The sequence below is a fragment of the Sphingomonas sp. SFZ2018-12 genome, from assembly GCF_022496715.1.
GTDB lineage: Bacteria > Pseudomonadota > Alphaproteobacteria > Sphingomonadales > Sphingomonadaceae > Sphingomonas.
This window is the reverse complement of the sequence record NZ_WTFM01000001.1, coordinates 465052-479123: the sequence shown is the minus strand read 5'-3', so window position 1 is coordinate 479123 and position 14072 is coordinate 465052. Positions and strand designations below refer to the sequence as shown.

The following is a 14072-nucleotide window of genomic DNA, read 5'->3' as shown; positions in this document are numbered from 1 at the left end:
CGCGCCTAGCGCCGCAGCGCGCGTCCCGCCACCGCGTCGAGCCGGGCGAGCAGTTCGGGATCGCGCACGCCCTCCGCGGTGATCAGCGCCGCGTCCAGGCAAGTGTCGATCGGCGACGGCGGGCGTTGTTCGGGCAGGGCGCGCAACAGGTTGACGACCATCGCGCGCGCCTTCTGCGCATTGCTGGTCAGCTGGCGGATGACGGCCGCGACATCGACCGCCGCCTCGCCTTCGCGCCAGCAATCATAGTCGGTGACCATGCCGACCAGCGCGTAGGGCAGCTCGGCCTCGCGCGCCAGCTTGGCCTCGGGCATCGCGGTCATGCCGATGACGTGGCAGCCCCATTGGCGATACAGGTGGCTTTCCGCACGCGAGGAGAATTGCGGCCCCTCCATCGCCAGATAGGTGCCGCCGCGCATCGTCACCGCTCCGGCTGCCTCGGCGGCGTCGGCGGCGAAGGCGGACAGCCGCGGACAGACGGGGTCGGCCATCGAGACATGCGCGACCATGCCGGTGCCGAAAAAGCTTGCCGGGCGGTCGCGGGTACGGTCGATGAACTGGTCGACGAGCGTGAAGCTTCCCGGCGCGCGCTCCTCCGCCAGCGACCCGACCGAGGATACGGCGAGCACGTCGGTGACGCCCAGCCGCTTGAGCGCGTCGATGTTCGCGCGGAAATTGAGCTCACCCGGCGCGATGCGGTGCCCCCGGCCGTGACGCGGCAGGAACACGACGCGCACATGCCCCAGCCGGCCGGTATAGAGCTGGTCCGACGGCCGGCCCCAGGGCGTCGTCACCTCGACCCACTTGCCGTCCTCGATCCCCTCGACATCGTACAGCCCCGACCCGCCGATGATCCCGATCGTCCACCCGCTCATCCCGCGTGCTCCACCCTGCCTCGACCGCTCCGCCCCTGCCCGATCGCCGCAGCATTGTCAGCGGGAAAAGCTGTGTTTCAGATCAGCCTTCACGCCGCATCGGCACGCAGGCTGACCGTCATCAAGCGCGCCCGGATTTCGGCCGGCGTGTCACCTGGCATGACCTCGATGAACCCGATTCCGGCTTTGCGCAGCGCCTCGCGCTTGATCGCGTCGCGCGTGGCGGCGGGGCCGAGATGATGACCGCTGCCCTGAAACTCGACTGCGTGCAGCGGGTTGCCCTGGGCACACACCAGCAGCAAATCGACGCGCTTGGAGTTGATCGCACGATACGCGGCTTCGCTTGGACTGGCGAGGATCTCGCCGAGACTCACCTGCGCCATCACCCGCCATCCGAGGCCCATTTCCTCGATTGCGTTGCACAGCACCGAATAGAGCCGCGCCTCCCCACGATTGAGAATCTTTCGGGGCGAAAAGGTGGCGACCTCGACTTCACGCAGCTGCTGCGCAGGATCGAATGGCACCTGCGCGGCATTCGGGTCATTTTGGCGTTGCTCGGTCCGCGCCACGAGAACGTCCAGCGAAATCCCGTCGTTCTGGCGGGGGCGACCGCGCCAGCCCCCTCTTCCGAGGGGAGGCGCATCAGGCTGCCACTGAGGACGCCGCGAGTGCCCTCCGTCCCATCGGCGCTTGGGATGGCTTTGCCGCTCCGCCAATGCGCCAAGCATCACGGCCAGCCCGAGCGCAAGAACCCACGGCCATTCCGTGGCGATGAAGTGGATGAAATCCGAGGACATCCAAAGCTCCGAACAGCTTGGATCGAAGCTCGCACGACAGGCTTAGCGGATCGTTACGCGCGACGGGCTTTTCGATCCGATTTGGACCTTTTACGCCGGCACCTGTTCCCACCCGCCGCCGAGCGCGAGGAACAGCGTCACGGTCAGGTCTGCAAGCTGCGCCTGCGCATCCGCCAGCTGCGCTTCCGTCGTCGCCAGCTCGCGTTCGGCGTCGAGCACGACCTGGAAATTCTCGCGCCCCGCACGATAGCGCAGCCGCGCGATCCGGGCCGCTTCCTCGCTTTCACTGCGCGCGCGCGCCAGCGTGTCGCGCGTTTCCAGCGCCGCCGAATATTGCGCCAGCGTGCTCTCGACTTCGCGCAGCGCGCCCAGCCATGCCCCGTCGAAACCGGCCAGCGCCGCATCCGCCGATGCCTCGGCCTGGCGGATCTGTGCCCGCGCCGCGGTGATGTTGGGGAAGGTCCAGCTGATCAGCGGCCCGAAATTGAACCGGAAGCCGCGATTGTTGAACACGTCGCCCGCCGTCGCTGCCTGGCCGCCGATCGACCCGCCAATCGAGATGTTCGGGTAGAGCGCCGCGGTCGCCACCCCGATCCGCGCGGTCGCTGCCGCCAGCCGCCGCTCGGCCTCGCGAATATCGGGTCGCCGCGCGATCAGCGTCGCGCCATCGCCGATCGGCACCGGCGTGTCGAGCACCGGCGCGCCGACACAGGTCGCCAGCTCCTGGGGAAACTCGGCGGGCGGCTTTCCGGTCAGCACCGCCAGCGCATACAGCGCGCTGCGCCGCGATGCCTCAAGGTTGGGAATGCCGGCACGCGTCTGTTCCAGCTGCGAGCGCGCACGGCTGACCTCCAGCGCGGTGCCGCGGCCGCCCTGATATTGCCGCTCGGTCAACCCGAACGTCTCCTGCTGCACGCGCAGGCTTTCGCGCGCGACCGCGATCTGGCGACCGAGCGCACAGACTTGGGCATAAGCACGGGTGGTGTCGGCGACGACGCTGATCCGCGTGCGATCGTAAACCGCCTGCACCGCCTGATAGTCCGCGCGGCTCGCCTGGATCGTGCGGGTGATCCGTCCGAACAGGTCGACCTGATAATTCACGTCCAACCCGCCATTGTAGAGCGGCGTTTCAAACGCGCCCGCGCCGCCGAAGCCGACCAGCGGGGTCCGGCTGTAGCTCTGCTGGCCGGTCAGCGTGGTGGTGGGCAGCAGCCCTGCCCGACTCTCGCTCAATGCCGCGCGGGCTTCGCGCAGATTTGCTGCGGCGGCGCGCAGGTCGGTGTTGTTCGCCAGCGCCTGATCGACCAACCCGTCGAGCAGCGGCGCCCGGAACAGCCGCCACCACGCCGCCGGTGGTTCCTCCGGCGTGACCCCCGCCACCTTGCTCTCGACGAACGCGCCCTGCGCCGGCGCGTCGGGCAACGGCGTTTCGAAATCCGGCCCGACCACACAGCCGGCCAACAGCGTGGTGGCCAGCAAAACGGTTGCGGCCCGTGCCGCGCGCGCGATCATTGGCCCGCCTCCGGCATGGGATCGCCAGTCGGTCCGGCCTCCTCGCGCGGCATCGGCGCGGGCTTCGGCTTGCGCTTGAACCGCCCCGCCAGCCCGCGCATCAGCACGTAGAAGAGCGGCGTGAACACCAGTCCGAACACCGTCACGCCGATCATGCCAAACACGACCGCCGTGCCCAGCGCCTGGCGCATCTCCGCGCCCGGCCCGGTCGCGATCGCCAGCGGGATCACGCCGAAGATGAAGGCGAAGCTGGTCATCAGGATCGGGCGCAGGCGCGACCGGGCGGCATGCACGGCCGCGTCGAAGCGGTTCATGCCCTCTTCCTCGCCCTGCTTGGCAAACTCGACGATCAGGATCGCGTTCTTCGCGGCCAGCGCGATCAGCACGACCAGCCCGACCTGCGTGAGGATATTGTTGTCCATGCCGCGCAGGTTGACGCCGATCAACGCCGCCAGGATGCACATCGGCACGATCAGGATGACCGCGAAGGGCAGCGACAGCGCTTCATATTGCGCGGCGAGCACGAGGAACACGAACACGACCGCCAGCACGAAGATCAGCCCCGAACTGCTGCCCGCCGCGCGCTCCTGATAGGCGATGCCGGTCCATTCATAGCTGTAGCCGGGTGCCAGCACCTGTCCCGCCAGATTCTCCATCGTCGTCAGCGCGGTTCCCGTCGCGACGCCAGGCGCGGCCTGCCCCTGCAGTTCGACCGCCGGGAACAGATTATAGCGCACCACGCGCGCCGGCCCGCTTTCGGTGCGCAGCGTCGCAACCGACGACAGCGGCAGCATCTCGCCATTCGCCGATCGCACCTGAATGCGGCGCAGGTCGGCGGTGTCGTCGCGCGCGGTCGGCTCGGCCTGAGCGGTCACGCGGAAGGTGCGGCCGAACAGGTTGAAGTCGTTGACATAGTTGGAACCGATATAGGTCGACAGCGCGTCGAACACGGCTTCGGGCTGCACACCCAAGAGCTGCGCGCGGTCGCGGTCGACATCGGCAAAGATGCGCGGGCTGTTGGTGTTGAACAGCGTGAAGACCTGCGTCACCGTGTTCTGCTGGGCGGCGGCGCCCATCATCGCATAGGTTTGGCCCTCCAGCGCCTTGTAGCCGTTATTGCCACGGTCCTGCAGCATCATCACAAAGCCGGAGCCATTGCCCAGGCCCTGCACCGCCGGCGGCGCGATGACGAAGATGTTGGCGCCGTCGATGCCGCCGAACAGCGCGCCGGTCAGCGCGCCGGCCAGGCTCGCGGCGTCCTGCCCCTCGCCGCCACGGTCTTCCCAGTCCTTCAATTTCAGGAACACCGTGGCCGCATTCGACGCCTGGCTGAAGCTCGATCCGTCCAGCCCCGCAAAGGTCGCGGTGGTCTGGATCGCCGGGTTCTTGAAGGCGATCGCCTCGACCTGGCGCGCGACCGCCTCGGTGCGGTCGAGCGAAGCGCCCGCCGGCAGCTGGATCACGCCGATCAGGAAGCCCTGATCCTGTTCGGGGATGAAGCCCCCCGGCGTCGCCACCAGCCGCCAGCCGGTGAGCGCAAGCAAGCCCGCATAGATGATCAGCATGATCGTCGCCATGCGGATCGCCCGCGCGGTGAAGCGCCCGTAACGATCGGACAGCCAGTCGAACCCCTGGTTGAAGCGATGACCGGCGAGCTTGACCGGGCGCAGCCAGCGCGGCCCGCTGTCCAGATGATCCTCGCGGTGGGGCTTGAGCAGCAGTGCCGCCATCGCCGGCGACAAGGTGAGCGAGACGAGCAGCGAGATTGCCGACGCCGCCGCGATCGCGACCGCGAACTGCTGATAGAAGATGCCCGGAATGCCGGGGACCAGCGCGGTCGGGATGAACACCGACACCAGCACCAGGCCGATCGCGATCAGCGCGCCCGACACCTCGCGCATCGTGCGGTGCGCGGCGTCGCGCGGGTTCATGCCGTCGCGGATATGCTTCTCGACCGCTTCGACCACGACGATCGCGTCATCGACGACGATGCCGACCGCCAGCACGAGGCCGAACAGCGACAGCGAGTTGACCGAGAAGCCGAGAGCCAGCAGCACCAGGAAGGTGCCGACCAGCGCGACCGGGATGGCGATGATCGGAATCAGCGCCGCGCGCCAGGTCTGGAGGAAGACGATGACGACGATGACCACCAGGATCACCGCTTCGTACAGTGTCTTTTGCACTTCCTCGACCGATGCCGCGACGAATTCGGTCGGGTTGTAGGGGATGGAATAGGACAGCCCCGGCGGAAACGCCTTTGACAGCGTGGCCATTTCGTCGAGCACCAGCTGCGACGCGCTCAGCGCGTTGGCACCTGGCTGCGGGATGATTGCCAGCGCGATCCCGCGCTTGCCGCCGAACGCGGCGCGAACGCCGTAATCCTGGCTGCCCAGTTCGATGCGCGCCACGTCGCGCAGGCGGGTGATCGCGCCGCCGTCGGGGTTGGCCTTGACCACGATGTTGGCGAATTCGGACGGATCGGCCAGCCGGCCCTTGACGTCGATCGCGGTCTCGAATGCGGGATTGCCCTTGCCGAACGGCGGCTGGCCGAGCGCACCGCCGGCGACCTGAAGATTCTGGCCGCGCAGCGACGCGATGATCTCGCCCGCGGTCAGGTCGCGCGCGGCGGCCTTGTCCGGGTCGATCCACACGCGCATCGAATAATTGCCGCCGCCGAACACCTGGACCGCGCCGACGCCCTCCAGCCGAAGCAGCCGGTCGCGGATCGTCGTGTTGGCGTAGTTGCCGATATAGTCGACATCCAGGCTCGGGTCGGTGGAGGTCAGCGCGACGATCAGCAGGAAGCCCGATTCCTGCTTGTTGACCGTCACGCCGATCTGGCGGACCTGCTCGGGCAGCCGCGGCTCGGCGAGCGCCACGCGGTTCTGGACCAGCACCTGCGCTGCATCCAGATCGGTGCCGGGTTCGAAGGTGACGGTGATCGTCGCGGCGCCCTGGGTGGATGAGGATTGCAGGTACAGCATCCCCTCCACCCCGTTGATCTCCTGTTCGATCGGGGTGGCGACCGTTTCCGCGATCGTTTCCGATGACGCGCCCGCATAGAAGGCCTGCACCGCGATCGTCGGTGGCGCGATCTCGGGATATTGCGACAGCGGCAGCAGCGGATAGGCGAACGCGCCGAGCAGCGTGATGAAGATCGAGATGACGGCCGCGAAGATCGGCCGCTCGATGAAGAAGCTGGAAATGTTCACGACCCCGTGCTCCCGCTCAGCGCGACGCGGGGGCTGAACCGCCCGCCACCGCCGCACTCGACGATGCCGGTGCCGCTCCCGCCTGGGCGGTCACCTCGTCGATCAGCTTGGGGTCGATCCGCCCGCCCTGTGGCTGAACCTTCTGCCCTGGGCGGACGCGCAGCGCGCCGCTGATGACGACGCGCTCATTCTCCTTCAGCCCCGACCGCACGACGCGCAGGCCGCCGATCAGCGGCCCCAGCTCGACGGGACGGGCGGTCATGTTGCCCTGGCCGTCGACGATATAGACCAGCCGGCGGGCCGAATCGGTGGCGATCGCGGTGTCGGGGACGAGGATCGCGCGATAGGGCCGCGACGCCTGAAGCTGCAGGGTACCGAACATGCCGGGGCGCAGCAGGCCGTCGGGATTGGGAATGACCGCGCGCGCACGGATCGTGCCGGTTCCCGACGAGATCGCGTTGTCGACGAAATCGAGCCGCCCGCGATGGGTGAAACCCGCTTCGTCCTGCAGCTTGACCGCGACCGGCGTGCCCGATCCGATCCCCGCATTCTCGCGCTGATATTTGAGCAGCAACGATTCGGAGCCGTCGAACGTGAAGTGCAGCGGATTGGTCGATACGATCGTCGTCAGCACCGTCTGGTCGGCGATCACGGCGTTGCCGCGGTCGACGCGGCGATCGGAGGCACGGCCGCTGATCGGCGCGGTGACGCGGGTGAAGCCGAGTTCCAGCTCGCGCGCACGCACCGCCGCCCGCGCCGCCGCGACCTGGGCTTCGGCGGAGCGGAAGGCCGCGGTACGCTGCTCGACTTCCTCCGCGCTCGCTGCGTTCGATTTTGCCAGCGTGCGCGAACGCTCAAGCTCGGTACTGGCGTTGGTCGCGGTCGCCTGCGCCTGAACCAGCTGCGCGCGCGCCTGCGCCAGGGCTGCCTGGGCCGGCCGCGGATCGACCTGGAACAGCAGCTGGCCCTGGCGGACATATTGCCCGTCGGTGAAATGCACCGACGCCAGATAGCCGGAAGCGCGCGGGCGCACGTCGACGCTGTTCACCGCCTCGAACCGCCCGACAAATTCGTCCTGATCGGTGACGTTGCGGATCAGCGGCTGCGCGACGGTGACGGGCACCGCCGGCGGCGGGCCGCCCTGCTGGGCTTCCGAACCGCACCCGGAGATCGCCAGGGCGGACGTGACGGCGAAAATCGCAAGCGCAGCTCTTTGCATAACTTTCCAGCCCTGATTTGATCCGTCCGGTCTGTGCCGGACTCCACGCAGGCCCTCACCGCGCCGCGCCTTTTTTGGCCGGTCGCACCGGCTCTGGAATAAGATTGCGGTTTCCGCTTGTCAACGGCTGTAGACTTTTATCAACGATTGTTGACGCTTGGCACGATGCGCGTATTTTGACCCCGGATGAACCGTTGCGCAAAACCCGATCCACGTCCGCGCAACGCCGCGGCCACTCGCGATGCAATTCTCGATCACGCGCGCCGGCTTTTTGCACGCGACAGCTATGAACAGGTCGGTCTTCGCGACATCGCCGGCGGGGCCGGCATCGATGCGGCGCTGGTCTGCCGATATTTCGGCAGCAAGGAGGAATTGTTCAAGACTGCGCTGCGCGGCGACGATGAAGATTTGTTCGCCGGGGTCGATCGCGCCGGCTTGGCAAAGCATCTGGTCGACATGGTCACCGACGCCGACGGCGATGCGGACCACGACCAGCGGGATAGTGAGGCGGAACAGCTGATGATCATGCTGCGCTCCGCATCGTCGCCGCGCGCCGCCGCGATCGTCAGCGAAGCGGTCCGGGACGAGCTCATCGAGCCGATCGCGGCGCTGATCGACCGGCCCGACGCCCGCACCCGGGCGCTGCTGTGCCTGGTCACGCTGCTTGGCTACGCGCTGATCGACCCCGTCCTCAACGGCGAGGCACTCACCAACGAACGCCCGGCACTGACGCCCGCCATGCACGACCTGCTCGAACACATCCTGGGCGGCTGATCCCGACCCGGCGCGGACGCTCGCTCATACTGGACACCCGAGAAGCGGACCGCGATCGGCACCGTGGCCGAACGTCTGGAACTTTCCATCAGCGAAGCCGCTGACTCTCCAGATCTTGCTCCATCGCGGCGAGAAATTCGGCGCGGTATCGGAGCGCCTCCGGCATCGGCACACGGCGGCCGGGCATATATTGCGCAAGGAAGAGGCAGGTACGCTGACGCAGCGGGTCCACGCTGAAAAACGTGCTGCACGCCCCCACGGCGGAAAAGACCGCTTCGGTGCCGTTATCGCTCCGCACCCCCGGCATGACGACCCCTGCACCCGCGCCGAACCCGCCGGTCGGCGGATAGGACACATCGGGTGGGAGCAGGTTGGACAATGCCATGCGCACGGTTGCCGGTGTCATCACGCGCGCGCCGTCAAGCTCGCCCTCGTTCAGGAGCATTTGCCCGAAACGGACGAGATCGCGCGCCGAGCTTACCAGGCCACCGCCGCCCGCCAACAGCTTCGGGGGATCAAGCCAAAAACTGCTGCGACCCTGGTCAATGGCGACGGGTCCCTCGGGCGCGTTGCCATAAAGGGTCGTCAGGCGATGCACGTCCCGCCTTCGAACGCGGAAACCGGTCGACCGCATCCCGAGCGGCGCGAACAGCCGCCGCTGCATGAACGTGTCCAGCGGCAGTCCGGACGCCCGCTCGATCACAGCGCCCATGAGGTCGAGGCCCATCGAATAGTGCCACGCCGTTCCTGGTTCGGCGATCAGCGGCACCTCCGCCATACGCCTGACCATCTCGGTCAGGCCGTTGACCTGCGTGCCGTACCACGTCTCGCCAGGCTGCCGCACGAAGCTGCCCGGCGTCACCCCCCGCTCGCGATAGGCGCGCGCAAGGGGCGTATCGCCCAGCACCGGCTGCCAGTTCGACAGGCCCGAAGTGTGCGTCAGCAGGTGCCGCATCGTCATCTGCCGCACAGCTGGCCGTGAATCGAGGCTCGCGTCGGGATTGATGGCGACCCGCATCCGGCCGAGTTCCGGCAAGACCTCCGCAACCGGCTGGTCGAGCGCAATCATTCCGTCCTCGATCAGCAGCATCGCGGCCATACCCGTGATCGGCTTGCTCACGGAATAAAGGCGAAACAGGGAGTTGGGGGAGACGGCGACAGCGGAGTCGTAAGCGATCGTGCCAGCGACTTGAAATTCGGTCCGCGATCGCCCTTGCGCAATCGCCGCGGCCGCACCTGCGAACTTCTTGTCGGCAGTGTATCGGTCGAGCAGCGAACGGACGCGTGACCAACGCTGTTCCGGCACTGCCCCCGCGGCCGCACTTGCGCTCAATACGGTTGCCCCGGCGATAAAATCCCGGCGGCGGACGAGACTTCCATGATCCATCACCCGCGTTCCTCGCCTCAATGACTCCAGGCTGCGACATATCGGACAATGTGCGACGACGCGTCTCGTCGGCCAGTATGCCGTGAGGGGTGCGCGATCGCAATCGAGTCGGGGGGTGGTGCTCGCAACGCCCCGCCCGGTATGCTCCGGCGAGTTGGCGCCCGGGCGGACGTGCGGCGTCGGGCAAGCTCCAACGCGCTTGGATCAACCCGCAAGCCCGACGATGCGGACCCCCCGAACGGCCGAAATGCACGATCCGGGCCTTCAGGCGCACGACGCGCTAGAAGACAGCGTCGACCAGTTGCCGGAACGCCGCCGCGCGGTGGCTGATCGCATGCTTGCGCGCCGGGTCCATCTCGCCGAACGTCTCGGTCTCGCCTTGGGCCACGAATACGGGATCATAGCCGAAGCCGCGGCGGCCGCGCGGTGGCCATACCAACGTTCCGTGCACCCGCCCCTCGAACCATTCGACATGCCCGTCGGGCCAGGCGAGCGCGAGGGTGCAGGCGAAATAGGCGCTCCGGCTGACATCCGGGCCCAGCTCGGCCAGCTTCCCCTCGACTTTGCCCATCGCCATGTACCAGTCGCGGCCCGGCCCGCCCTCGAACGCGCGCTTCTCGGCCCAATCGGCGGTGTAGACGCCGGGTGCGCCCCCCAGCGCCTCGACGCATAGACCGCTGTCGTCGGACAGCGCCGGCAGCCCCGACAGGTCGGCCGCGCTCATCGCCTTCAGCTCGGCATTGGCATAGAAGGTCGTGCCGTTCTCGACCGGCTCGGGCAGGTCGAGCTCGGCCGCCGACACCGGCTCGATCCCGAACGGGGCGAGCAGTTCCCGGATCTCGCGCACCTTGCCTTCATTGTGGCTGGCGATCACCAGGCGGCCCGGCTGCAGCTTGCGGATCGCCTGGGGCGGCACGCCCTCCGCTTCGCCCGTCGGATCGCTCACCGCCCGACCGCTTTCAGCTGCGCCGCGAAGATCCGGGTGCAGCCGATGCGCGCCAGGCGGAGCAGGCGCAGCAACCCCTCCTCGTCATAGGTCGCGCCTTCTGCAGTCGCCTGCACCTCGGCGATGCTGCCGTCGCCGATCAGCACGAAATTGGCGTCGGCGTCGGCGGCCGAATCCTCGTCATAATCGAGGTCGAGCACCGGCGTGCCCTGATGGATGCCGCAGCTGATCGCCGCGACCTGGCGGGTCAGCGGATCGGCGGCAATCGCGCCCGCCGCCATCAGCTTGTCGACCGCGAGCCGCAGCGCCACCCACGCGCCGGAAATCGACGCCGTCCGGGTGCCGCCATCGGCCTGGATCACGTCGCAGTCGATCGTGATCTGGCGCTCGCCCAATGCCTTCAAATCGGTGACCGCCCGCAGCGAGCGGCCGATCAGCCGCTGGATTTCCTGGGTACGGCCCGACTGCTTGCCCTTGGCGGCCTCGCGGTTGCCGCGGGTGTGCGTTGCGCGCGGCAACATCCCGTATTCGGCGGTGACCCAGCCCTCGCCCTTGCCGCGCAGGAACGGCGGCACCCGCTCCTCGACGCTGGCGGTGACCAGCACGCGCGTGTCGCCGAAGCCGATCAGTACCGAGCCTTCGGCGTGGCGGGTGAAGTTCGGCTCGATGGTGATCGCGCGCATTTCGTCGGGGGCACGGCCGGATGGGCGCATCGATGTTTCTCCAGTTCGCGGTATCGCGCCCGGTTAGGCGCTTGGTCGCGCCGGGGCAACCGCGAAGCCGACGCGGCGATGCTTCCGTTCCGGCCCCGCCCGCCCTAGATAGGCCGCGATGACCAGCGGCCCGCCCATCACCGAGCTGACCGACCGCGCCCGCGATGTCTTTCGCATCGCGGTGCAAAGCTATCTGGAAACCGGCGCGCCGGTCGGATCGCGCACGATTTCGCGCATCTCCACGCTGAATCTGTCGCCCGCGTCGATCCGCAACGTCATGCAGGATCTCGAGGAAGCCGGGCTGCTCGCCGCACCGCACACCAGCGCCGGGCGCATGCCGACCGAGAGCGGGCTGAGGCTGTTCGTCGACGGCATGATGCAGGCGAGCGAGCCGACCGCCGACGAACGCGCCGCGATCGCCAGCCGGGCGGACGGCGCCGCGACGGTGGAGGAGGCGATCGCCAATACCACCGCGGCGCTGTCGGGCCTGTCGGCCTGCGCCGGGCTGGTGCTCGTGCCCAAGCGCGAGCCGGTCCTGCGCGAATTCAACCTGGTGCCGCTGTCCGAGGGCCGCGCGCTCGCGGTGATGGTCGGCCAGGACGGCTCGATCGAGAACCGCGTCGTCGACCTGCCGCGCGACGTGTCGGCCACCGCGCTCAACGATGTCAGCCGCTATCTGTCCGCTACGCTCGCCGGCCTGACACTCAGCGAGGCACGCGCCCGCGTCGAACGCGAGATCCGCGAGGAGCGCGCCGCGCTCAACCAGGCGGCGCGCGTGCTGGTCGAGCGCGGGCTGGCGGTGTGGAGCCAGGACGGCGACGACCGCGCGGTGCTGATCGTGCGGGGTCAGGCGCAGCTCATCGACGCCGCGGCGCTGGAGGATATGGAGCGCGTCCGCCAGCTGCTCGACGAGCTGGAGGGCAAGGAGGAGATCGCCCGCCTGCTCGACCGCGCGCGCGACGGCGATGCGACCCGCATCTTCATCGGATCGGAAAACAAACTCTTCGCGCTGTCGGGATCGTCGGTGATCGCGCGACCCGTGCGTGCGCTCGACGGCCGTGTCGTCGGCGTCGTCGGGGTGATCGGCCCGACCCGGTTGAACTATGCGCGCGTCGTGCCCATGGTGGATTTCACGGCCGCAACGCTCGCCCGCCTGCTGGGTTGAGCGCCACTCTACAAACGAACGGGATGACATGACCGACCACGAAACGACGCCTCAAGACGCCGAGCAACTGCGCGAGGAAACCGCCGCCGACGCCCCCGAAGTCGCCGAAGCCGACCGGACTGCGGCGCTTGAGGCGGAGCTGGAACAGGCCAAGGCAGACCTGCTCTATGCCCGCGCTGAAACCCAGAACATGCGCCGCCGCGCCGAAAAGGAAGCCGCCGACGCCCGCACTTATGCCGCCACCCAGTTCGCGCGCGACATCCTGTCGGTCGCCGACAATCTCAGCCGCGCGCTCGCTGCCATCCCCGCCGATCTGCGCGAGGATGAGAAGATGAAGGGGCTGGTCGTCGGGCTGGAAGCGACCGGACGCGAGCTTGAATCGGTGTTCACCCGCCACGGCATCACCAGGCTGGCCGCCAAGGGCGAGATGCTCGACCCCAATCGCCACCAGGCGATGTTCGAGGTGCCGAGCGACGACGTGCCGCCGGGCACCGTCGTCCAGGAAATCCAGACCGGCTATCTGATCGGCGACCGCCTGTTGCGTCCCGCCCTGGTCGGCGTGGCCAAGGCACCCGACTCGCCCGGCGCGGCCTGAGGCACAGGCGCTCGCCGCCTTGAACGGCGGCGGCGGAGCGGCACGCGTCGCCACCCCAACGGCCATTCGGCTCGCCCCGTCGCACGGGCAGGCCGATGCGCAACAATCTGAAATCAAAATCCGCTTCGGGATAACAGGTTAGTCAAACCCCAGTTGTCCCGGAGTAACCTCGATGGGCAGGAAGCGGTCAGCACCGACCCCAGCACCCACACCGACGCCTTCACCGACCGTCCTGAGCGGCACCGAAGGCAATGATTCGCTCATGTGGGAAAGCCCGGCCGCCGGAACCGTCGATGGACGCGGCGGCTTTGACACGCTCACTATCAGCCTGGGCGGACTGACCACTGATCTGGTCATGACCGGTGCGCTGGGCACGGGCGCGACCGCTTCATTGTCGACCGGCCTGACCATCCAGAACATCGAACTGCTGCGCATCCGAAGCGGCGGCGGCAATGACCGGCTGTTCGGCGGGGCCGGCGACGATTATTTCGCGACCGGCATCGGCAACGATTCCGTGGCCGGCGGCGGCGGCAACGACTGGCTGGATCTGGCACAGGGCGATAATGTCGCCAGTGGCGGTGCCGGCGCGGATACCTTTTTCCTGCTCCACGACGGCAAGGTGACGATCACCGATTTCTCCGTCGACCAGGGCGACAAGATCCTGTTCGACATCAACGGCCTCGACATCCCGACCGCATGGGGCATCGCCAACGGCTTCATCCGGATCACCGACAGCAAGGCCGGCGCGGTGCTCGAAGTCGATTTCGACGGGTCGAGCACCGGGTTCGACTGGTCGGTCGTCGCCGTGCTCCAGGGCGTCAGCGCCGCTTCGCTCATTCCCGAAGCCTTCGCTGCCTGAGGCGGCACGTAGGCCGGG

The 14072-nt window shown here is 68.1% G+C and carries 12 protein-coding genes; 4 read left to right on the top strand and 8 right to left on the bottom strand.

What is annotated here, in order from left to right:
- Positions 1–5: 5 nt before the first annotated feature.
- From GO308_RS02235 to GO308_RS02215, 5 genes are all read right to left on the bottom strand, one after another.
- Complete coding sequence (locus tag GO308_RS02235) at positions 6–875, bottom strand: S-methyl-5'-thioadenosine phosphorylase (protein WP_066550316.1); 870 nt, start codon at positions 873–875, stop codon at positions 6–8.
- Positions 876–964: 89 nt separating this feature from the next.
- Positions 965–1672 carry a DUF2726 domain-containing protein gene (locus GO308_RS02230; protein WP_240883680.1) on the bottom strand — a complete coding sequence of 236 codons (708 nt, stop codon included), beginning with the start codon at positions 1670–1672 and terminating at the stop codon, positions 965–967.
- Between the two features lie 90 nt (positions 1673–1762).
- Positions 1763–3184, bottom strand: coding sequence for an efflux transporter outer membrane subunit (locus GO308_RS02225; RefSeq protein WP_066670513.1), 1422 nt, complete (start codon positions 3182–3184; stop codon positions 1763–1765).
- Positions 3181–6396 carry a multidrug efflux RND transporter permease subunit gene (locus tag GO308_RS02220; protein WP_240883679.1) on the bottom strand — a complete coding sequence of 1072 codons (3216 nt, stop codon included), beginning with the start codon at positions 6394–6396 and terminating at the stop codon, positions 3181–3183. Before GO308_RS02220 ends, GO308_RS02225 begins: the two co-directional genes overlap by 4 nt.
- 16 nt (positions 6397–6412) lie before the next feature.
- Positions 6413–7615, bottom strand: a complete 1203-nt coding sequence (locus GO308_RS02215; RefSeq protein ID WP_240883678.1) for an efflux RND transporter periplasmic adaptor subunit — start codon at positions 7613–7615, stop codon at positions 6413–6415.
- Between the two features lie 186 nt (positions 7616–7801).
- Here GO308_RS02215 and GO308_RS02210 point away from each other — a divergent pair, with 186 nt between their 5' ends.
- Positions 7802–8389, top strand: coding sequence for a TetR/AcrR family transcriptional regulator (locus GO308_RS02210; protein ID WP_240883677.1), 588 nt, complete (start codon positions 7802–7804; stop codon positions 8387–8389).
- Positions 8390–8477: 88 nt separating this feature from the next.
- On the opposite strand, the gene GO308_RS02205 is transcribed toward GO308_RS02210, so the two are convergent.
- From GO308_RS02205 to rph, 3 genes are all read right to left on the bottom strand, one after another.
- A complete protein-coding gene (locus tag GO308_RS02205) occupies positions 8478–9776 on the bottom strand; it encodes a beta-lactamase family protein (RefSeq protein WP_240885190.1) in 1299 nt (432 codons plus the stop codon).
- A 280-nt stretch (positions 9777–10056) separates the two neighbouring features.
- Positions 10057–10692 carry an RdgB/HAM1 family non-canonical purine NTP pyrophosphatase gene (gene rdgB / locus GO308_RS02200; RefSeq protein WP_269450158.1) on the bottom strand — a complete coding sequence of 212 codons (636 nt, stop codon included), beginning with the start codon at positions 10690–10692 and terminating at the stop codon, positions 10057–10059.
- A 26-nt stretch (positions 10693–10718) separates the two neighbouring features.
- Positions 10719–11435, bottom strand: coding sequence for a ribonuclease PH (rph, locus tag GO308_RS02195; protein WP_240883676.1), 717 nt, complete (start codon positions 11433–11435; stop codon positions 10719–10721).
- Positions 11436–11553: 118 nt separating this feature from the next.
- On the opposite strand from rph, the gene hrcA reads away from it, so the two are divergent.
- From hrcA to GO308_RS02180, 3 genes are all read left to right on the top strand, one after another.
- The gene (gene hrcA / locus GO308_RS02190) at positions 11554–12600 is read left to right on the top strand and encodes a heat-inducible transcriptional repressor HrcA (RefSeq protein WP_066481954.1); all 1047 of its coding nucleotides are present in this window, start codon (positions 11554–11556) and stop codon (positions 12598–12600) included.
- Positions 12539–13195, top strand: a complete 657-nt coding sequence (grpE, locus tag GO308_RS02185; protein WP_156437811.1) for a nucleotide exchange factor GrpE — start codon at positions 12539–12541, stop codon at positions 13193–13195. The genes hrcA and grpE overlap by 62 nt, the downstream gene beginning before the upstream one ends.
- 262 nt (positions 13196–13457) lie before the next feature.
- Entirely contained in the window at positions 13458–14054 is a 597-nt protein-coding gene (locus tag GO308_RS02180; protein WP_240883675.1) for a hypothetical protein, read from the top strand.
- Positions 14055–14072 lie beyond the last annotated feature (18 nt).

Coding starts and splice junctions, on each gene's coding strand:
- GO308_RS02210 (WP_240883677.1), top strand. CDS start 7,802: ATGAACCGTTGCGCAAAACCCGATCCACGTCCGCGCAACGCCGCGGCC.
- GO308_RS02205 (WP_240885190.1), bottom strand. CDS start 9,776: ATGGATCATGGAAGTCTCGTCCGCCGCCGGGATTTTATCGCCGGGGCA.
- GO308_RS02180 (WP_240883675.1), top strand. CDS start 13,458: ATGTGGGAAAGCCCGGCCGCCGGAACCGTCGATGGACGCGGCGGCTTT.
- GO308_RS02230 (WP_240883680.1), bottom strand. CDS start 1,672: ATGTCCTCGGATTTCATCCACTTCATCGCCACGGAATGGCCGTGGGTT.
- GO308_RS02235 (WP_066550316.1), bottom strand. CDS start 875: ATGAGCGGGTGGACGATCGGGATCATCGGCGGGTCGGGGCTGTACGAT.
- grpE (WP_156437811.1), top strand. CDS start 12,539: ATGCGCGCGTCGTGCCCATGGTGGATTTCACGGCCGCAACGCTCGCCC.
- hrcA (WP_066481954.1), top strand. CDS start 11,554: ATGACCAGCGGCCCGCCCATCACCGAGCTGACCGACCGCGCCCGCGAT.
- GO308_RS02215 (WP_240883678.1), bottom strand. CDS start 7,615: ATGCAAAGAGCTGCGCTTGCGATTTTCGCCGTCACGTCCGCCCTGGCG.
- rph (WP_240883676.1), bottom strand. CDS start 11,435: ATGCGCCCATCCGGCCGTGCCCCCGACGAAATGCGCGCGATCACCATC.
- GO308_RS02225 (WP_066670513.1), bottom strand. CDS start 3,184: ATGATCGCGCGCGCGGCACGGGCCGCAACCGTTTTGCTGGCCACCACG.